We start from the raw sequence: 19,385 nt of genomic DNA, 5'->3' as shown, positions 1-19,385 counted from the left end.
CGGGTGGAGATGGCGCGGCAGGTGCCGTTAGGCGCGCGGCTCAATACTGGACAGTGACGGTCACCAGCGACTGGTAGGTGCCCGCCGCCGGCATGGTCTGGGGTGGCATGCGGCCGTAGATCGTCCGCTCCTGGTCATTGCCGTTGCCGGTGGCGCCAACGGTGTCCGTGCCGACCGTCTGGCCCCAGACCGCCGTGCGGGCGGTGTCGCTGTACAACTGGTATTTCAGCGAATTCGTGCCGTTGCTCATGCGCCGGTCCGGCACCGTGGAACCGGTGCCGTCACCGGCGTTCAGTGCGATCGTGTAGGCGGTGCCGGTCGTGCACGCCACGATGATGACGGTGGTCACATCCACCGGCTGGCTGATCGCGCCCACTTCGCCAAAGGCGAGGTTCGGCGTGCTACGGATGTCGCAATCGCTGACCACCACGGCGCTCACGAGGAACGTGCCGGTCTTGGTGGCCGCCCCTGCCAGCTGTGGCACCGGCAGTGACAGCACGGCCGCGATGGCCATGACACGTGAAAGACGAGCAGGCATGGCATCTCCTTGTCCGGATCTATCGGGTTCGCATTGCAGGTCGTTGAATTGCGCGGGAATCTCGCCGGATTTACTTGGAAATCGCTGAATCGGCATTCACTGATAAATCGGTTTCCAACGCTCGCGGTGAGAAACAGCAAAAAGATATTTCCGCGCACTGCTGATATAGATGCCGGATAAATCGAAGTCAATCGTGCGTCGCGAGACTCAAGAAAGATTCATCACGGAGCGCCCCCATCACGTCGGGACTTACAGCAAGTGATGTCGTCGCGCAAACTCTGCCAGTTCAATCAGCGATTTGAATTTCAATTTGCTCATGATATTTGCCTTGTGCGAGCTGACGGTTTTATTGCTGATTTCCAGTAATTCGGATATCGCCTTATTGGTATGGCCCGAGGCCAGCATGCGCAATACCGTCAGTTCGCGCCGGCTCAAAATGCGCGCGGGGTCGCCGGCCACGGCCGAGAGGCGCCGCAGCGTGGGCAGCAGGTGCGTGGGAAACACCGCGAAGCCCTGCATGACGGCGCGCAGGGCCGGCGTGAGTGCGTGCAGGCCGTCGCCCTTGTCGACATAGCCATGGGCGCCGCCATGGATGGCGCGCTCGCCGGCGCCGGTCATCGCGGACAGCACCAGCACCCGGGTGGCGGGATGGCGCGACACGAGTTCGGCCAGCAGGGCCTCGCCCGGCACGCCGGGCAGGCTCAGGTCCACGACGATCAGGTCGGCGATGGCGTCGCGCAGCACGCGCAGCGCGTCCGCGCCGTTGGTGACTTCCGTCACGGTGTCGAAATCGAGGTCCTCGGTGAGGCGGCTTCTGACGGCAAGCCGGATCGCGGGGTGATCATCCACGACAAGGGCGGTGGGCATGGGCTCGGGCTCCTACAGTTGAGTGATGCCCGAGCATAGGCCGTCCGTTTCCGTGCAGGATGCGGAAACGTCGGCAATGACACTGCGAAACTTCCGTGTATCGATGCGGAAATTTCAGCTCCTGCGGATTTGTGTCCGCCCGGGGCGCGCGGATGACATCGGCAAATCACATCGCGACGGACATGACAATCGTGAAATCCTGAAAATTTCGTCTGAATTTGACCTAAGTTGAAAGGCGAGCCCCGCACATCTGCCAATCTGATGAGGATGCGTGACACCTGTGTCATGCCACAACCGGAGATCGCCGCCATGCCCCAAATCATCCTTGCCACCGATGGATCGAACTTCAGCGATGCCGCCGCGCACTTCCTGGCCACCGGACGGCTGCTGCAACCGGGCTATACCGTGCACGTGGTGCACGTCTCGCCCGAAGTCACGGGTCAGGTGCGCGCGTTCGTCAACAAGGACACCATCGACGCCTGGCACCACGATGAAAGCGAGAAGGCCATGGCCTCCGTCTGCAAGATCCTTGGCGATGCCGGCGTGCCGTTCGAGCGCCAACCGCTGCGCGGCTTCGCGCCGGACAAGATCCTGGCGCACGCCAGGGCGGTCCATGCCGATGCCATCGTCATGGGCACCCATGGCCGGGGGTCGTTCTTCGATGCGGTGATTGGTTCCGTGGCGGGCCGCGTGCTGGCGCAGGCCGACTGCCCGGTGATGATGGTCAAGGGCGATCGCCGCCCCGCCTGATCGGCTGGCCTACCCCCAGAGCGGGGGTTCGTCCATCAGCGCGATCTGCTCGCGCAATTCGAGGATGCGGTCCTGCCAGTAGCGCGCCGTGCCGAACCACGGGAACGCGGCCGGGAAAGCGGGATCGCGCCAGCGCGCGGCCAGCCAGGCGCTGTAGTGCAGCAGGCGCAGCGTGCGCAGCGCCTCCACCAGCCATAGCTCGCGCGTCTCGAATTCAGCAAAATCCTCGTAGCCGGCCACGATGTCGGCCAGCTGGCCCTGCATCGCCGCGCGGTCGCCTTCGAGCAGCATCCACAGGTCCTGCACCGCCGGCCCCATGCGGCTGTCGTCGAAATCGACGAAATGCGGGCCTGGCGCGCCGCGTCCGCGGGCGTCTTCCGGATCGATCCACAACACATTGCCACGATGGCAGTCGCCATGCAGCCGCAGCAGGCGGATATCGCCGGCGCGGTCGTAGCAGCGACGCACGGCGTCCAGGGCCAGGTCCACGGCGGCGCGCCACGGCGCGAGCAGGTCGGCGGGAATGCAGTCGTGGGCGAGCAGGTAGTCGCGCGGGACCACGCCGAAGGTCTCCACGTCGAGCGTGGGACGGGCCTGGTACGGCGCCGACGCGCCCACCGCGTGGATGCGCCCGATAAAGCGGCCCAGCCACGTGAGCGTCTCGGCGCGATCGAGCGCCGGCTCGCGGCCGCCGCAGCGCGGGAAAACGGAAAATCGGAAATCGTCGTGTACGAGCAGCGTGGCGGGCGGCTGTCCGCCGAGCGAGGCAGACAGCGCCGGCACCGCCGGGATCTCGGCATCGGCCAGTTGCTGGACGAACGCGTGTTCCTCGAGGATGGCGGCGTCAGTCCAGCGGCCCGGCCGGTAGAACTTGGCGATGACCGGCGCGGCATCCTCGATGCCGATCTGCCAGACGCGGTTCTCGTAGCTGTTGAGCGCCAGCAGGCGCCCGTCCGGCTGGAAGCCGGCGGCTTCCAGGGCGTCGAGGATGCACTCCGGCGTCAGGCCGGCATAGGGCACATCCTCGTCGACGGGCGCTGTCATGGGGCGCGTGCCGCTCAGGGCTTGCGGCCGCCGAGCAGCGCTGCCTGCGACGCCGGACGACGGTTGCGCGCGGGCGGCGCGCCGGCAGCGTCCTGCGCCGGGCGCGGGGCGTTGTTGCCGTTGCCGCCGCGGCCATTGCCGCCGCCGTTACCACCGTTACCACCGTTGCCACCACCGTTGCCGGCAGCCTGTCGGCCACCGCGGTTGCCGCCGTTGGCACCGTTGCCGTTGCCATTGCCGTTCCCGTTGGCGCCGCGCGCCGGCTGGGCCGGGCGGTTGCGCGGTGCGTCCTGGCGCTGGCCTTCCGGGCGCGGTGCGGCGGGCTTCGGGGCGCGTTCCTGACGGCGGTCGCCGCCCTCGCCCCGGGGCTTGGCCTGTGCCGGCGGGCGCTGGCCACGGCCTGCGCCCTGGCCACCACCACCGCCGCCACGTTGCTGGCGGCCCTTCTGGATCGGCTCGGCCACGATGCTCGGGTCCACTTCGAAACCCGGCAGGACGGTCTGTTCGATCTGGCGCTTGATCAATCGTTCGATATCGCGCAGCAGGCCGTGCTCATCCACGCAGACCAGGGAGATCGCCTCGCCCTCGGCGCCGGCGCGGCCCGTACGGCCGATACGGTGCACATAGTCCTCGGGCACGTTCGGCAGGTCGAAGTTGACCACGTGGGGCAACTGGTCGATGTCGATGCCACGCGCCGCGATGTCAGTCGCCACCAGCAGCCGCAGCGTGCCGGCCTTGAACTCGGACAGCGCGCGCGTACGCGCCGACTGGCTCTTGTTGCCGTGGATCGCCAGCGCGGACAGGCCGTCCTTGGTCAGCTGCTCGGCCAGCCGGTTGGCGCCGTGCTTGGTACGCGTGAAGACCAGCACCTGGTGCCAGTCCTCCTCGCGCACCAGGTGGGCCAGCAGTTCGCGCTTGCGTTCGCGGTCCACCGGGTAGGCGCGCTGCGCCACGGTTTCAGCCGTGGTGTTGCGGCGAGCCACTTCGATCGAGGCGGGGTTGTTCAGCAGGCGGTCGGCCAGCGCGCGGATATCGTCCGAGAACGTGGCCGAGAACAGCAGGTTCTGGCGCTTGGCCGGCAGGATATTCAGGATCTTGCGAATATCGTGGATGAAGCCCATGTCGAGCATGCGGTCGGCTTCGTCCAGCACCAGCAGTTCTACCTGGGAGAGGTCGATGGTCCGCTGCGACACGTGGTCGAGCAGCCGGCCCGGCGTGGCCACGACGATATCGACGCCGCGCTTGAGGGCCTCGATCTGCGGGTTGATGCCCACGCCGCCGAACATCACCATCGAGCGCAGCTTCAGGTATTTGCCATAGTTGCGGACGCTCTCCTCCACCTGGGCGGCAAGCTCACGCGTGGGAGTCAGCACCAGTGCGCGCACTGGCTGGCGTGCCCCGCGCGGGGCCGGATTGTGGGCGGCGGATTCGCCCAGCAGCTGCAGCATGGGCAGCGTGAAGCCCGCGGTCTTGCCGGTGCCGGTCTGGGCGCCGGCGAGCAGGTCGCCACCTTTGAGAATGGCAGGGATAGCCTGCGCCTGAATCGGGGTCGGCGTGGTGTAGCCCTGTTCGGCCACGGCACGCACCAGCTTGTCGGACAAGCCTAGATCGGAAAAAGACATGAAATGACGCTTCAGCCGCCCGTCACGCAAGGGATTGCGCCAATCGCAGGGCGGCATGGGTAGGAAACCGAACCTGAAGCACCCCGAAGGGGGTCAGGTCCCGGTGGGACGGGCCGATTGCCCCCGCCTCCGGTGGGGAGAAGGGCCGTAGTGTACCAGCCCGGCGCCCTCCCCATACCCTGCCGGCGATGGGGTGGCGCCGGCTCCACCCCCGCCGCCCCCCGCCCCGGGCCGCCGGGGGTGTCCGGATCTCGCCACATCAGGCGCCCGGCACCCTCCCAACGGGGGTACAAGGCGGGCGATGCGGGTAGAATGCCGGGTTGCCCGGCCCGTGCGCATGTCGCGCGGACGGCGCCATTCCCCTCACCAGTCACCCGAAGCCGGAGTCATCATGTCCTTGCGGTTCTCCCTGACGCGTCAGTCCGTGTTCCTGGCGGTGGTTGCCGCCGCCCTGGCCTTGCCCGGCGCGGCCGCGCTGGCCCAGGACGTGCCCGTGGCCGGCACCCCGGTCCGCGTGATTCCGGCCGATGCGCCGATGGCGCGCATGGTGATGGCGATGCCCACGGCCTCCACGCCGCTGACCGCCAAGCTCGACAGCAAGACGGTGGCCACGGCGCCCGGCCTGCGGGTCTTCAGCACGGAAACGCAGCTGCTGAACCCGGTGGTCATCGCCGGCAAGAAGCTCCCGGTGCGCTACAAGCTGGACCTCTACGGCCAGCTCCAGACCGCCTGGGTGCTGACCGATGCCGAGGTGAAGGAATGGAAGGCCTCGCATTAAGTTGAAAAACACGTAGCAGGCGGCCCGCCCCCGGCCGCGTTGTCCCCAGAAGCAGAAGCAAACCCTGATGCCCCCAGGTAAACCACTGAGACCGGCACCATGAAAAAAGTATTCGTGAAGACGTACGGCTGCCAGATGAACGAGTATGACTCGGACAAGATGGTGGACGTACTCAACGCCACGCAGGGCATGGAGCCCTGCGACAACGTCGAAGACGCCGACGTCATCCTCTTCAACACCTGCTCCGTGCGCGAGAAGGCCCAGGAGAAGGTGTTCTCCGAGCTGGGCCGCATGAAGGCGCTCAAGGCCGCCAAGCCGGACCTCGTGATCGGCGTGGGTGGCTGCGTGGCCAGCCAGGAAGGCGCCAGCATCGTCTCCCGCGCGCCCTACGTGGACGTCGTGTTTGGCCCGCAGACGCTGCACCGCCTGCCGGACCTGATCGATCGCCGCCGCCGCACCGGCCAGTCCCAGGTCGACATTTCCTTCCCCGAGATCGAGAAGTTCGACCACCTGCCGCCCGCCAAGGTGGACGGCCCGAGCGCGTTCGTCTCGATCATGGAAGGCTGCTCGAAGTATTGCAGCTACTGCGTGGTGCCCTACACGCGCGGCGAGGAAGTCTCGCGCCCGTTCGAGGACGTGCTGGCCGAAGTGGCCGGCCTGGCCGACCAGGGCGTGCGCGAAGTCACGCTGCTGGGCCAGAACGTCAACGCCTATCGCGGCGCGATGGGCGGTACGACGGAAATCGCCGATTTCGCCCTGCTGATCGAATACGTGGCCGAGATCCCCGGCATCGAGCGCATCCGCTACACCACCAGCCATCCGAAGGAGTTCACCTCGCGGCTGGTGGAGCTGTACGAGCGCTGCGACAAGCTGGTGAACCATCTCCACCTGCCTGTGCAGCACGCCTCGGACCGCATCCTGATGGCGATGAAGCGCGGCTACAGCGTGCTCGAGTACAAGAGCATTATTCGCCGCTTGCGGGCGATCCGGCCGACCATGTCGATGTCGTCCGACTTCATCATCGGCTTCCCCGGCGAGACCGATGCCGACTTCGAGAAGCTGATGTCGATGATCGAGGAAGTCGGCTATGACACCTCGTTCTCGTTCATCTTCAGCCCGCGCCCCGGCACGCCGGCGGCCAACCTGCACGACGACACCCCGCATGACGTGAAGCTGCGCCGCCTCCAGCGGCTGCAGGCCACCATCGAGGAAAACGTGCAGCGCATCAGCCAGGGCATGGTCGGCACGGTCCAGCGCATCCTCGTGGAAGGCCCGGCCCGCAAGGACCCCACCGAGCTGCACGGCCGCACCGAGAACAACCGCGTGGTCAACTTCGCGCTGCCCGGCGTACCGCAGGCGCGGCGCGACCAGATGATCGGCCAGATGGTCGATGTCAGCATCACGCAGGCATTCCCGCACTCGCTGCGCGGCGAGATCGTGGTGCGCCAGTAAGGACCTCCATGAAAATCCAGACGGCGGAATTCGTCGCACCCAAGGACGACAACGCGCGGCTCCAGAACCTGTGCGGGCCGCTCGACGAGAACCTGCGCCAGATCGAGCAGGCGCTCGACGTGACGATCCAGCGCCGCGGCCACCGCATGACGGTGCGCGGCGCGCGCGCCCAGGACGCCGCGCTGGCGCTGGAGCGCTTCTATAACGATTCGCGCGTGTCGCTGTCGATCGACGACATCCAGCTTGGGCTGGTGGAATCGCGCCAGATCTCCGCGCACGGCGCCTACCTGCCCGAGACCACGGCCAGCGGCTACGCCAATGGCGAGGAAGACCCGCGCGGGCTGGATGAATCCCCGGTGCTGCACACGCGCCGCATCGGGCTGCAGGGCCGCACCGCCACGCAGCGCGAGTACCTGCGCCACATCCTCGCGCACGACCTGACGCTGGGCATCGGCCCGGCCGGCACGGGCAAGACCTACCTGGCCGTGGCCTGCGCCGTGGACGCGCTCGAGCGCGATGCCGTCAAGCGCATCGTGCTGACCCGCCCGGCCGTGGAGGCCGGCGAGCGGCTCGGCTTCCTGCCGGGCGACCTCGCCCAGAAGGTGGACCCCTACCTGCGCCCGCTCTACGACGCCCTGTACGACCTGCTCGGTTTCGATCGCACGCAGAAAATGTTCGAGCGCCAGATGATCGAAGTCGCGCCGCTGGCCTACATGCGCGGCCGCACGCTGAACCACGCGTTCATCATCCTCGACGAAGCCCAGAACACCACGCCGGAACAGATGAAGATGTTCCTGACGCGGATCGGCTTCGGCGCCAAGGCCGTGATTACCGGCGATACCACCCAGATCGACCTGCCGCGCGGGCAGAAAAGCGGCCTGGTGGAAGCCCAGCACGTGCTGCGCGATGTACGCGGCGTCGCGTTCACGCGCTTTACCAGCACCGACGTCGTGCGCCATCCCCTGGTGGCGCGCATCGTCGATGCGTATGACGAATTCCACGCCCAGCACAAGGACGCCTGATCTTGACCAAGAAGTCTCCCGCCGCCAGCCTCATCCTGTTCGATGCCGACGGCCGCGCGCGCAAGAGCGCCGCAAACGCGCTGCGCGTGCAACTGCCCGATGGGCGCAGCCTGACCGTGGACCTGTCCCAGGCCGCCGACGGCGTGGTGGCCCTGCTGGCCGAACACACCGATACCCGCCAGCAGGCCGGCCTGCTGGTGCGGCCGGACAACCACGACGCCGTGTCGGTCGCCGTGACGGCTACGCCACTTGTGACCACCACCGGCACCCCGGCCACGCCGCCTGAGGTCGAACTCGACGTCCAGTATGGCGATGGCGTGCGCAAGCGCACCGGCCTGCCCTCCGCCAAGCAGATCGGCAAATGGGTGCGCTCGGCGCTGTTCGCCGATGCCACGCTGACCATCCGTTTCGTCGACGAGGAAGAAGGCCGCACGCTGAACCGCACCTATCGCGGCAAGGACTACGCGACCAATGTGCTGACCTTCGCCTACGCGGAGCACGCCGACGACCCGGTGACCGGCGACATCGTGCTGTGCTGCCCAGTGGTGGAGGCCGAGGCCAAGGCGCAGAAGAAGCCGCTCGACGCCCACTACGCGCACCTGATCGTCCATGGCGCGCTGCACGCCCAGGGCTACGAGCACGAGCATGACGGCGAGGCCGAGGAAATGGAGGCGATCGAGACCGAGACGCTCCAGGCGCTCGGCTACGCCGACCCGTACCTGCCGGTGCGCGAGGATCGCTGAAGCGAAGGATTGTGAAGTGCCGTGTGCGCCACCTGCGTGCGCCACGGCACCCCCTGTCACGGGGCTGGAATCCTTTTAGTGTATGCTTCAGACGATCTCCACCACGCGCTAAGCCGCGACATGAACGACCCCTATCCCAGTTCGAAACCTGCCAATCACAAGCAGGCGGATCGCCCAAGGTCCCTTCTCGAACGCCTCACCGATTTCATTTCCCCTGAGCCGGACACGCGCGCCGAACTACTGGAAGTGCTGCAGGAAGCGCATGAGCGCAACCTGATCGACGCCGATTCGCTCTCGATGATCGAGGGTGTATTCCAGGTCTCCGAGTTGACCGCCCGCGACATCATGGTGCCCCGCGCCCAGATGGACGCCGTCAACATCGCCGACGCGCCCGAGACGTTTATCCCCTATATGCAGCAGACGGCGCACTCGCGCTTTCCGGTCTACGAAGGCAGCCGCGACAACATCATCGGCATCCTCCTGGCCAAGGACCTGCTGCGCTATTACACCGACGACACGTTCGACCTGCGCGAAACGCTGCGCCCGGCCGTGTTCATCCCCGAGTCCAAGCGGCTCAACATCCTGCTGCGCGAGTTCCGGATCAACCGCAACCACATCGCCATCGTCGTGGACGAGTACGGCGGCGTGGCGGGGCTGGTGACGATCGAGGACGTGCTCGAACAGATCGTGGGTGACATCGAGGACGAATTCGACCTCGACGAGGACCACGACAACATCCTGCCGACCGCCGATGGCGCCTGGCGCGTGCACGGGCTGACCGAGATCGAGCAGTTCAACGAGGCCTTCGGTACCGCCTTCCCCGATGACGACGTGGACACCGTGGGTGGCCTGCTGACCAATCATCTGGGGCATGTGCCCCATCGTGGCGAAATCATCACTTTGCCGCCGCTCCGCTTCGAAGTGCTGCGCGCCGACGCACGGCAGGTGCACCTGCTCCAGGTGCGCCGCGAGGCGACCGACCACCTGGCCGTGGCCGACGCATGACGCGCGAAGTCCAGGCCGGCGCCGCCAGCACGGCGAGCGCCCGGCAAACCGGCCAGCGCGCCGGGTCCGCTACCGCTGTGTTCCGGCTGCTCATGGCGGCGACGCTCGGCGTCGCCCATACGCAGGCGTTCGCGCCCCATGACTGGTGGTGGCTGCAGATCCTGTCGATGGCCGGGCTGGTCGCCCTGCTCGCCGATGCCCCGCGCCCGCGCGCGGCGGCCGCCACGGGCTACGCGTTCGGGCTGGGCTGGTTCCTGTCCGGCATCTGGTGGCTTTATATCAGCATGCATGTCTACGGCGAGATGCCGGCCTGGATGGCCGGGCTGGCCGTGGTGCTGTTTGCCGGCTATCTGTCGATCTGGCCCGCGCTGGCGGGCGGCGTCTGGCACTGGCTGACCCAGCGCGGACGCCACGGCGTGCTGCCGGCGCTGGCGTTCGGCGCCACCTGGGCGCTGGGCGAATGGCTGCGCGGCGTGGTCTTCACGGGCTTCCCGTGGCTGGGCAGCGGCTATCCCCATACCGACGGGCCACTCGCCGGCTTCGCCCCGCTGATCGGCGTGTACGGCATTACCGCGCTGGCTGCGGTTGTAGCCGCGCTATTGGTGACGGCGGTACGCGCCGCCCTGCGCCGCTCGGCTACGCAGGACGCCACGCCGGACACCGCATCGCGCCGTGGCCTCGTCACCGCGCTGGCCCTCGTCATCGGCCTGCCCGCGCTGGGCTTCGCGCTGACGCCCATCGCCTGGACCACGCCGGTGGGCGAGCCAATCTCGGTGCGGCTGCTGCAGGGCAACGTCGCGCAGGACATCAAGTTCGAGCCGGTGGGCATCCAGCGTTCGCTGGAGCTGTACCGCGACCTGATTACGGCGGAGCCGGCCGACCTCGTGGTCACGCCCGAAACCGCGTTTCCGGTGATCCTCCAGGAACTGCCGGTCGATATCGCCCAGGCGGTACGCCGGCATATGGAATCGACCGGCACCACGGTGCTGTTCGGCGCGGCCGGGGCCGATTCGCCGGTGGACTTCACCAACAGCGTGTTCGCCATCGGCCCGGAGCAGCCCATGCTCTACCGCTATAACAAGCACCATCTGGTGCCGTTCGGCGAGTTCATCCCGTTCGGGTTCCACTGGTTCGTGGACATGATGAAGATGCCGCTCGGCGACTTCCGGCGCGGCGGGCTGGACCAGCCGGCGGTGCCGGTGCGCGGCATCCATGTGGCGCCCAACATCTGCTACGAGGATCTGTTCGGCGAGGAAATCGCCGCCACCCTGCGCCAGCAGCCGTCACCGGCCAATATGCTGGCAAATGTGACGAATCTGGCATGGTTCGGCGACACCATCGCCCTGGACCAGCATCTCCAGATCTCGCGGATGCGCGCCCTGGAGACGCGCCGCCCGATGCTGCGCGCGACCAATACCGGCATGACGGCGGTGGTGAAGCCAGATGGCACGGTGCAGGCGCGGCTGCCGACCTTCCAGCTCGGCACGCTCGCGGCCACGGTGCAGGGTACGCAGGGGCTCACCCCCTTTGTGCGATGGGGCAATGTGCCGGCGCTGGCGGCCTGCCTGATCGTGCTTGCGCTGGCGTTCGGCGCGCGGCGGCGGGCACGCCCGTAGCGGCGTGAGCTTCGCCAATGAAAAAAACGGGCCTGAGGGCCCGTTTTCTTTACGGCCCGGAGCGGTTAGCCCAGGACCGAGGTCGCCACCGATACCGCGGCTGCGGCGGCCATCACGGCCAGGGCGACAAGATATGGTTTGCGAGAAAGTAGCGTCATGACCAATCCCCAAAAGTTATTGTTGCCCGGACACCTTTTATGAGCGGTTGTCCCCCTGAGGAGGCTGCCCGGGAGCAGCGCGCAGTGAAGCGGCTGCGTAGTTCCACTGTATACAAAAATAGTATCGGCACCTATCGGCGGGTTCTGAATGGCGTGTCAGGATTTACCCGACCCGTTGCGAAAGCCCGACACCGCCGCCGGGGCCCGTTTCGTGACACAACGTACGGGATTGCCCCCTGTTCCGGTCGGCTTGTGGCCAAAACCCGATAGAATTCAGGGTTTGGCAATCCTGGCACGAGACCGCTCGTGCACTTGCCGGCGGCTTTCTTTTTCGTCTTCCTATGCTGACCTTCCAACAAATGATTCTTACCCTGCAGGCCTACTGGGACCGGCAGGGTTGCGCGTTGCTGCAACCGATCGATCTGGAGGTCGGCGCAGGGACGTCGCATGTGCACACGTTCCTGCGCGCGATCGGCCCCGAGCCCTGGCGCGCGGCCTACGTGCAGCCGTCGCGGCGCCCCAAGGATGGCCGCTATGGCGAGAACCCGAACCGCCTGCAGCACTACTACCAGTACCAGGTGGTACTCAAGCCCGCGCCCGAGAACATCCTCGACCTGTACCTGGGCTCGCTGGAAGCGCTGGGGCTGGACCTCAAGCAGAACGACATCCGCTTCGTCGAGGACGACTGGGAGAATCCCACGCTCGGCGCCTGGGGCCTAGGCTGGGAAGTCTGGCTCAACGGCATGGAAGTGACCCAGTTCACCTACTTCCAGCAAGTCGGCGGCATCGACTGCAAGCCGATCACGGGCGAGATCACCTACGGCATCGAACGTCTGGCGATGTATCTCCAGCAGGTGGAGAACGTCTATGACCTGGTCTGGACCGAGTGGGTCGAGAACGGCGAGACGCGCCGCCTGACCTATGGCGACGTCTACCACCAGAACGAGGTGGAGCAGTCCACCTACAACTTCGAACACAGCAACACCGAGATCCTGTTCCGCCATTTCTCCGAGCACGAGGGCGAGGCACGCCGGCTGATGGGCGAGGTGCGTGACAGTCGCGGCGAGACCACCGAAGACGGCCAGAAGAAGGATTCCGGCGTGCGTCTGGCGCTGCCGGCCTACGAACAAGTGCTCAAGGCGGCACACACGTTCAACCTGCTCGATGCCCGGGGCGCGATCTCCGTGACCGAGCGCGCGGCCTACATCGGCCGTATCCGCAATCTGTCGCGCCAGGTGGCGCAGGCCTACTACGACTCGCGCGAAGCGCTCGGCTTCCCGATGTGCGGCAACGGGGCCCGCGCATGACCTCGCGCGTGCGCGGCGCACGCATGCCGAGGCGCCTGACAGCGCTGGCGACCGTGGTGTCGCTGGCAACGCTGGGCGGGCTGCTGGCGGCGTCCGGCGCGGCGCAGGCGGCTGCCCGCGCGGCCACCACCCCGGTGCCGCAGGCGCTGTACCTGCCGGCCGACCTCGCCAATATCTGCGAGGCCGACCCGCAGGCGCTCCAGCAGGCCATCGCCCGGCACTGGAAGCCGTCGCTGGCCAGCATCGACCAGTGGACGCAGCTGGTGCGCTCGTTCTCGTGCGACCTGTCCGGCTCGCGCGACCTCGGCTGGCACCGCGTGCCGCTGCGCACCTACGAGAGCGCCATCCGCTACCCGCTGCAGTGGGCAACGTGGGAAGAGCGCAACGGCCGCTCGCGCCGCACCGTCCGCAACTATTATTCAGCGGCGCAGTTGCCGCAGAAGATCGATTTCTGGGTGGGCGGACGGATCGACGAGATCCGCTATGACCGCCGCCAGCAGCGCATCGACGCCCGCTTCCCGGCCGCCGGCGCCCGTGGCGCCTCCGGCGTGGTGGCGCAGTGCGCCTACACCACGCTGCAATTCCGCCAGCAGAACGGCCTGTGGCTGCTGTCTGGCGTAGAACCCAATCTCGCGCCGCGCTGCTGACAGCGCGCGCCTTTCATACCCGTTGGATACGATTCATGTCGCAACCCATGACCGATTCGCTGCTGATCGAACTGTTCACCGAAGAGCTGCCGCCCAAGGCGCTCGCCCGCCTGGGCGATGCCTTCGCGCAAGGCCTGACTGACGGCCTGCGCGCGCGCGACCTGCTTGAGGCCGGCGCCAGCGTGACCCCGTTCGCCACGCCGCGCCGCCTGGCCGCACTGGTGACCGGCGTGCGCCGCAGCGCCCCCGACCGCGAGCAGCGCGAGAAGGTCCTGCCCGTCTCCGTGGCGCTGGACGCCAACGGCGCCCCCACCGCCCCGCTCGGCAAGAAACTGGCCGCGCTGGCCAAGTCCGTCGGCGTGGCCGAGATCGACTGGCAGACGCTGGAGCGTGCCTCCGATGGCAAGGCCGAGGCGCTGTTCCATCGCTACACCGCCAAGGGGGCTACGCTGGCCGACGGCCTCCAGGCCGCGCTGGACGAGGCAATCGGCAAGCTGCCGATTCCGAAGCTGATGAGCTACCAGCGCCCGGACGGCACCACGGTGCACTTCGTACGCCCCGCGCACAGCCTGATTGCGCTGTTCGGCGCCGAGATCGTGCCGGTGTCCGTGCTCGGCCTGCCGGCCAGCAATGTCACGCTGGGCCATCGCTTCCTGTCCGAAGGCACCCTCGAGATCCCGCACGCGGCGGAATACGCCACGCTGCTGGAGAACAAGGGCCGCGTGGTGGCGAGCTATGCCGACCGCCGTGAGCGCATCCGCACCGTCCTGCTCAAGGAAGCCGGCGCCGACCAGGTGGTCATGCCGGACGCGCTGCTGGACGAAGTGAACTCGCTGGTCGAGTGGCCGGTGGTCTATCCCTGCCACTTCGAGGAAGTCTTCCTGGCCGTGCCGCAGGAATGCCTGATCCTGACCATGCAGACCAACCAGAAGTATTTCGCGCTGACCGACGCCGCCGGCCACCTGCGCAACCGCTTCCTGATCGTGTCGAACCTGGCCACCGAGACGCCCGAGTCCATCGTCACCGGCAACGAGCGCGTGGTGCGCCCGCGCCTGGCCGACGCCAAGTTCTTCTTCGACCAGGATCGCAAGAAGACGCTGGCCTCGCGCGTGCCGCAGCTCGGCAACGTGGTCTATCACAACAAGATCGGCAGCCAGCTGGACCGTGTGCAGCGCCTGCAGCAGATTGCCGGCCACATCGCCGACGCGATGAATGCCCACGGCGTGACCGTCGACAAGGCCGCCGCCATGCGCGGCGCCGAACTGGCCAAGGCCGACCTGCTGACCGACATGGTCGGCGAGTTTCCCGAACTCCAGGGCACGATGGGCACCTACTACGCGCGCCATGACGGCGAAGCCGACGAGGTGGCGCTGGCGTGCTCGGAACACTATCGCCCGCGCTTTGCCGGCGACGCGCTGCCCGAGGGTGCCGTCAGCACCGCCGTGGCGCTGGCCGACAAGCTCGAGACACTGGTCGGCATCTGGGGTATCGGCCTCCAGCCCACCGGCGAGAAGGATCCGTTCGCGCTGCGCCGCCACGCGCTGGGCATCCTGCGCATGCTGATCGAGCGCCCGCTGGCGGTGCCGCTGGACACCCTGCTGGCGCTGACCGAGCAGGCGTTCGCGGGGATCGTCGCCGTCAAGCCGTCGCGCGAGGCCATCACCGATTTCCTGTTCGACCGCGTGCGCGGCTACCTCAAGGACAAGGGCTACACCACCAACGAGGTGGAAGCCGTGGTGAGCCTGCGCCCGCAGCAACTGCATGACGTGCTGGGCCGCATGGAGGCCGTGCGCACCTTCGCCGCGCTGCCCGAGGCCGAGGCACTGGCCGCCGCCAACAAGCGCATCACGAACATCCTGCGCAAGACCGACGAAGCCATCGGCACGGTCGACACGGCGCTGTTCCAGGAAGACGCCGAGGGCGCGCTGCATGCCGCCATCGAACGCGTGCGTCCGGGTGTGGAAGCGGCCTTCGCCGGCGGCGACTTCACCGGCGCCCTGCGCGACCTGGCCCAGCTCCGCGACGCCGTGGACCGCTTCTTCAACGACGTGATGGTGATGGCCGAGGACGCGCGCCTGCGCGCGAACCGGCTTGCGCTGCTGGCCACGCTGCACACGCTGGCCAACCGCGTGGCGGACATCTCCAAGCTGGCCGCCTGACCGGAGCCCTGCGATGCCACAGTCCCAGCCCCGCTTTGTGATCCTCGACCGCGACGGCGTGGTCAACCTCGACAGCGACCACTTCATCAAGACGCCCGATGAATGGGTGCCGATCGCCGGCAGCCTCGAGGCCATCGCCACGCTGAACCAGGCCGGCTACCGCGTGGTGATCGCGAGCAACCAGTCCGGCATCGGGCGCGGCCTGTTCGAGATGAGCGCGCTGAATGCGATGCACGAGAAGATGTACAAGGGGCTGGCCAACCTCGGCGGGCGCGTGGAGGCGGTGTTCTTCTGCCCGCACACGGCCGCCGACAACTGCGACTGCCGCAAGCCCAAGTCGGGCCTGTTCGAGCAGATCGGCGAGCGCTTCGGCCTGGAGCTGCGCGGCGTGCCCGTGGTGGGCGACTCCCTGCGCGACCTCGAAGCCGGCGTGGCGGTTGGCTGCATCCCCCATCTGGTCCTGACCGGCAAGGGCGTGAAGACGCGTGACAAGGGCACCCTGCCCGCCGGCACGCGCATCCACGACGACCTGGCCGCGTTCGCCCGCTGGCTGATTGCCGGCGATGCCGCCCACAAGGCGTCTTCGTCACCCGCGCCCAGCGCCCCCTGAATTCCGGCCACACTGATGACCTTTATCCGTTCCCTGCTGTTCGCGCTGTACCTGATCGTGCTCACGCCGCCCTACGCGTGCGCCTGCTTCATCGCCTTCCCGTTCATGAACGCCGACCGGCGCTTCCGCTTCGTGCGTGGCTGGCCCCTGCTCGTGATCTGGGCTGGCCGCCTGATCTGCGGCATGCGCTACCGCATCGAAAACGGCGAGCGCATGGACGCGATGCTCGACAAGCCCGTGGTGCTGCTCTCCAAGCACCAGTCCGCCTGGGAAACCGTGGCCTACGTGGCGCTGATGCCCAAGCCGCTGTGCTTCGTGTTCAAGCGCGAGCTGCTGTTCGTGCCGTTCTTCGGCTGGGCGCTGGGCATGCTCAAGATGGTCCATATCAACCGCAAGGAAGGCACGCGCGCGTTCGCCTCGGCCGCGCGCCAGGGCCGCGACCGGCTCGCCGAGGGCGCCTGGATCATCATGTTCCCCGAAGGCACGCGCACGCGCGCCGGCCAGGAGAACCCCCGCTACAAGAGCGGCGGCGCCCGGCTGGCCGTGGAAACCGGCGCCTGGGTGATCCCGATGGCGGTCAACTCCGGACGCGTCTGGCCGCGCAACTCCTTCCTGAAATACCCCGGCCTGATCACGATCTCGATCGGCATGCCGATTTCGTCGGCCAACAAGACCGCCGACGTGCTGAACCAGGAAGTGGAAGCGTGGATCGAGGCCGAGATGCGCCGGATCGATCCCGAAAGCTATCGCCGCAACCCCAGCGAAGCCGCCGCATGAAGCTGCTGCGTCCCACTCCCGACAACCCCGGCGCGCAGCTCGAACTGCCGCTCGCGGAGGCTGCGCCCAGCGCTGCCTCCGCCGCGGATGCCGCGCTGCTGGCGCCCTCGCTGGACACGCCCCCGGCCGACACCTGGCCACCCGCCCTGCCCAACGGCCGCACGCTGCACGTGGGCGAGCGCATGCTCCACTACGCGCTCAAGCGCTCGTCGCGGCGCACCATCGGCTTTACGGTGGATGACCGCGGGCTGTCGATCACGGCGCCACGCTGGGTTACGCTGACCGATATCGAGTCGGCCATCCTGGAAAAGCAGCGCTGGATCTTCAACAAGCTGGGCGAGTGGCGCCACCGCGAGGCTCGCCGCATACTGCCGACGGTGCAATGGCGCGAGGGCGCGAGCCTGCCGTTCCTGGGCAAGCCGATCACGCTCCAGCTCGATTCGCCGGCCGGCGCGCTGCTGTTCGACGCCGACACGCGCGTGCTGCACCTGGCGCTGCCGACGCACGCCGACGAGCAGCAGATCAAGGACCGCGTGCAGGGCTGGCTCCAGCACCAGGCGCGCCGCCTGCTGGTGGAGCGGCTCGATATCTACGCCGACAAGCTCGGCGTGCGCCACACCGGCTTCGCGCTGACCTCGGCCGCCACGCGCTGGGGTAGCTGCACCGCCGACGGCAAGATCCGCCTGAACTGGCGGCTCATGCATTTCCCGCTGTCGATGATCGACTACGTGGCCGCGCACGAACTGGCGCACCTCAAGGAAATGAACCACGGCCCGCGCTTCTGGGAAACAGTGGAATCGATCTTTCCCGAGTTCCGCGATGCCCGCGCCCAGCTGCGCGCGCATCCGCCCGAGCTGCTGCCGACGTTCTGACGCCCGGCGAGGCGGGGAGCCGCCGGCGAGGCCCCGCCATCCGGACTAAAATACGGCCTCGCCATCCTACGAATTCCAGAAAAGGGCTCCCCATGCGACTCCTCCACACCATGCTCCGCGTTGGCGACTACCAGCGCTCCATCGACTTCTACACGCGCGTGCTCGGCATGCAGCTGCTGCGCGAGAGCGACAACCCCGAGTACAAGTACCGCCTGGCGTTCGTCGGCTACGGCCCCGAGAGCGAGACGGCCGTGCTCGAGCTGACCTACAACTACGGCGTGGACCAGTACGACCTGGGCACCGCCTACGGCCACATCGCGCTGGAAACCCCGGACGCCGCGGCGGCCTGCGAGCGCATCCGCGCGGCGGGCGGCAAGGTCACGCGCGAGGCCGGTCCGGTCAAGGGCGGCACCACGGTGATCGCCTTCGTCGAGGATCCGGACGGCTACAAGATCGAGCTGATCGAGCGGCATTCGACGCGTGACGCGTCGCGCCCGTAAGCCAGCCCGATGAACACGCAAGCCCTGACGCGGCGCCCGCTGGACGGCACGGCCATCGGCCTGATGGTGTTGCTGTGCGCCGCCTGGGGCCTGCAACAGGTGGTGATCAAGGTGACGGCGCCGCTGATGGGCGCCGTGCTCCAGGCCGGCGTGCGCTCGGCGATTGCGGCGCTGCTGGTGTTCGCCTTCGCGTCCTGGCGCGGCACGCCGCTGTGGCAGCGCGACGGCACGCTGCGCCCCGGGCTGGTGGCCGGGCTGCTGTTCGGCGCCGAGTTTTTCTGCATCTTCGTCGGGCTGGGCCACACCACGGCCTCGCGCATGGCCGTGTTCCTCTACACCGCGCCGATCTTCACGGCGCTGGGCCTGCACCTCTTCGTGCCCGGCGAGCACCTGCGGCGCGGCCAGTGGCTGGGCGTGGTGCTGGCGTTCTGCGGCATGGCGCTGGCCTTTGTCGATGGCATCGCGGCCACCTCGGCGCATGCCAGCACGCTGCTCGGCGACGCGCTGGGCGTGGTCGCCGGCGCGCTCTGGGCGGCCACGACCATCGTCGTGCGCGCCAGCTCGCTCTCAAGCGCCCCGGCCAGCAAGACGCTGCTGTACCAGCTGGCGGTCTCGGCGGTGCTGCTGCTGGCGATGGCGCTAGCGGCGGGTCAGGCCGGGCGGGTGGAAGTCAACGGGATGGTGGTGGCGAGCCTGTTCTACCAGTCGGTGCTGATCGCGTTTGCGAGCTACCTGATCTGGTTCTGGCTGCTCAGGCAGTACCTGGCGTCGCGGCTGTCGGTGTTTTCGTTCCTGACACCGCTGTTCGGCGTAGCCTTCGGGGTGCTGCTGATGCACGACGCCGTCGGCCTGCGCTTCGGCGCGGCGGCGGTGCTGGTGCTGCTGGGGATCGTGCTGGTGAACCGGAAGGGCTGAGGC

Annotated in this window: 19 protein-coding genes; 15 read left to right on the top strand and 4 right to left on the bottom strand. The window is 67.8% G+C overall.

Annotated elements, in window-relative coordinates; all coding sequences use genetic code 11:
- Positions 1-40: 40 nt before the first annotated feature.
- Both AC1DFU_RS22295 and AC1DFU_RS22290 read right to left on the bottom strand, forming a co-directional pair.
- Positions 41-538, bottom strand: a complete 498-nt coding sequence (locus tag AC1DFU_RS22295) for a Csu type fimbrial protein (RefSeq protein ID WP_092291973.1) — start codon at positions 536-538, stop codon at positions 41-43.
- 249 nt (positions 539-787) lie between these two features.
- Positions 788-1,405 (bottom strand): response regulator transcription factor, encoded by a 618-nt coding sequence (locus tag AC1DFU_RS22290; RefSeq protein ID WP_092291971.1) that lies wholly within the window; start codon positions 1,403-1,405, stop codon positions 788-790.
- 309 nt (positions 1,406-1,714) lie between these two features.
- Between AC1DFU_RS22290 and AC1DFU_RS22285 the strand changes: the two genes are divergently transcribed.
- Positions 1,715-2,155, top strand: coding sequence for a universal stress protein (locus AC1DFU_RS22285; protein ID WP_441591728.1), 441 nt, complete (start codon positions 1,715-1,717; stop codon positions 2,153-2,155).
- A 9-nt stretch (positions 2,156-2,164) separates the two neighbouring features.
- Here AC1DFU_RS22285 and AC1DFU_RS22280 read toward each other — a convergent pair whose 3' ends face one another.
- Together AC1DFU_RS22280 and AC1DFU_RS22275 are read right to left on the bottom strand one after the other, a co-directional pair.
- Positions 2,165-3,199: a serine/threonine protein kinase gene (locus AC1DFU_RS22280; protein ID WP_092291967.1), complete on the bottom strand. Its 1,035-nt coding sequence runs from the start codon at positions 3,197-3,199 to the stop codon at positions 2,165-2,167.
- A 14-nt stretch (positions 3,200-3,213) separates the two neighbouring features.
- Positions 3,214-4,821: a DEAD/DEAH box helicase gene (locus AC1DFU_RS22275; RefSeq protein ID WP_092292153.1), complete on the bottom strand. Its 1,608-nt coding sequence runs from the start codon at positions 4,819-4,821 to the stop codon at positions 3,214-3,216.
- A gap of 391 nt (positions 4,822-5,212) precedes the next feature.
- Between AC1DFU_RS22275 and AC1DFU_RS22270 the strand changes: the two genes are divergently transcribed.
- The 14 genes from AC1DFU_RS22270 (at position 5,213) to AC1DFU_RS22205 (ending at position 19,382) form a co-directional block, all read left to right on the top strand.
- On the top strand, positions 5,213-5,599 hold the full coding sequence (locus AC1DFU_RS22270; RefSeq protein ID WP_092291965.1) for a hypothetical protein: 387 nt from the start codon (positions 5,213-5,215) through the stop codon (positions 5,597-5,599).
- Positions 5,600-5,698: 99 nt separating this feature from the next.
- Positions 5,699-7,051 carry a tRNA (N6-isopentenyl adenosine(37)-C2)-methylthiotransferase MiaB gene (miaB, locus tag AC1DFU_RS22265; protein ID WP_441591725.1) on the top strand — a complete coding sequence of 451 codons (1,353 nt, stop codon included), beginning with the start codon at positions 5,699-5,701 and terminating at the stop codon, positions 7,049-7,051.
- An 8-nt stretch (positions 7,052-7,059) separates the two neighbouring features.
- Positions 7,060-8,073, top strand: coding sequence for a PhoH family protein (locus AC1DFU_RS22260; RefSeq protein ID WP_092291961.1), 1,014 nt, complete (start codon positions 7,060-7,062; stop codon positions 8,071-8,073).
- 2 nt (positions 8,074-8,075) lie between these two features.
- The gene (ybeY, locus tag AC1DFU_RS22255; RefSeq protein ID WP_092291959.1) at positions 8,076-8,816 is read left to right on the top strand and encodes an rRNA maturation RNase YbeY; all 741 of its coding nucleotides are present in this window, start codon (positions 8,076-8,078) and stop codon (positions 8,814-8,816) included.
- A 120-nt stretch (positions 8,817-8,936) separates the two neighbouring features.
- Positions 8,937-9,821: an HlyC/CorC family transporter gene (locus AC1DFU_RS22250; protein ID WP_092291957.1), complete on the top strand. Its 885-nt coding sequence runs from the start codon at positions 8,937-8,939 to the stop codon at positions 9,819-9,821.
- Entirely contained in the window at positions 9,818-11,437 is a 1,620-nt protein-coding gene (lnt, locus tag AC1DFU_RS22245; RefSeq protein WP_441591723.1) for an apolipoprotein N-acyltransferase, read from the top strand. Before AC1DFU_RS22250 ends, lnt begins: the two co-directional genes overlap by 4 nt.
- A 499-nt stretch (positions 11,438-11,936) precedes the next feature.
- Positions 11,937-12,902 carry a glycine--tRNA ligase subunit alpha gene (glyQ, locus tag AC1DFU_RS22240; protein ID WP_441591721.1) on the top strand — a complete coding sequence of 322 codons (966 nt, stop codon included), beginning with the start codon at positions 11,937-11,939 and terminating at the stop codon, positions 12,900-12,902.
- Positions 12,899-13,549, top strand: coding sequence for a hypothetical protein (locus AC1DFU_RS22235; RefSeq protein WP_441591719.1), 651 nt, complete (start codon positions 12,899-12,901; stop codon positions 13,547-13,549). The genes glyQ and AC1DFU_RS22235 overlap by 4 nt, the downstream gene beginning before the upstream one ends.
- A 35-nt stretch (positions 13,550-13,584) precedes the next feature.
- Positions 13,585-15,708 (top strand): glycine--tRNA ligase subunit beta, encoded by a 2,124-nt coding sequence (gene glyS / locus AC1DFU_RS22230; RefSeq protein WP_441591718.1) that lies wholly within the window; start codon positions 13,585-13,587, stop codon positions 15,706-15,708.
- 13 nt (positions 15,709-15,721) lie between these two features.
- A complete protein-coding gene (gene gmhB, locus AC1DFU_RS22225; protein ID WP_092291949.1) occupies positions 15,722-16,318 on the top strand; it encodes a D-glycero-beta-D-manno-heptose 1,7-bisphosphate 7-phosphatase in 597 nt (198 codons plus the stop codon).
- Between the two features lie 15 nt (positions 16,319-16,333).
- On the top strand, positions 16,334-17,095 hold the full coding sequence (locus AC1DFU_RS22220; RefSeq protein ID WP_092291947.1) for a lysophospholipid acyltransferase family protein: 762 nt from the start codon (positions 16,334-16,336) through the stop codon (positions 17,093-17,095).
- Complete coding sequence (locus AC1DFU_RS22215) at positions 17,092-17,967, top strand: M48 family metallopeptidase (protein WP_092291945.1); 876 nt, start codon at positions 17,092-17,094, stop codon at positions 17,965-17,967. The genes AC1DFU_RS22220 and AC1DFU_RS22215 overlap by 4 nt, the downstream gene beginning before the upstream one ends.
- Positions 17,968-18,059: 92 nt before the next feature.
- Positions 18,060-18,467: a lactoylglutathione lyase gene (gloA, locus tag AC1DFU_RS22210; protein WP_092291943.1), complete on the top strand. Its 408-nt coding sequence runs from the start codon at positions 18,060-18,062 to the stop codon at positions 18,465-18,467.
- Positions 18,468-18,476: 9 nt separating this feature from the next.
- Positions 18,477-19,382, top strand: a complete 906-nt coding sequence (locus AC1DFU_RS22205; protein WP_092291941.1) for a DMT family transporter — start codon at positions 18,477-18,479, stop codon at positions 19,380-19,382.
- The last annotated feature ends 3 nt before the right edge of the window (positions 19,383-19,385 follow it).

It is taken from the genome of Cupriavidus sp. 10L45 (genome assembly GCF_056395225.1).
Note: the sequence above shows the minus strand (reverse complement) of the source record. Positions and strands in the feature narration are given on the sequence as shown.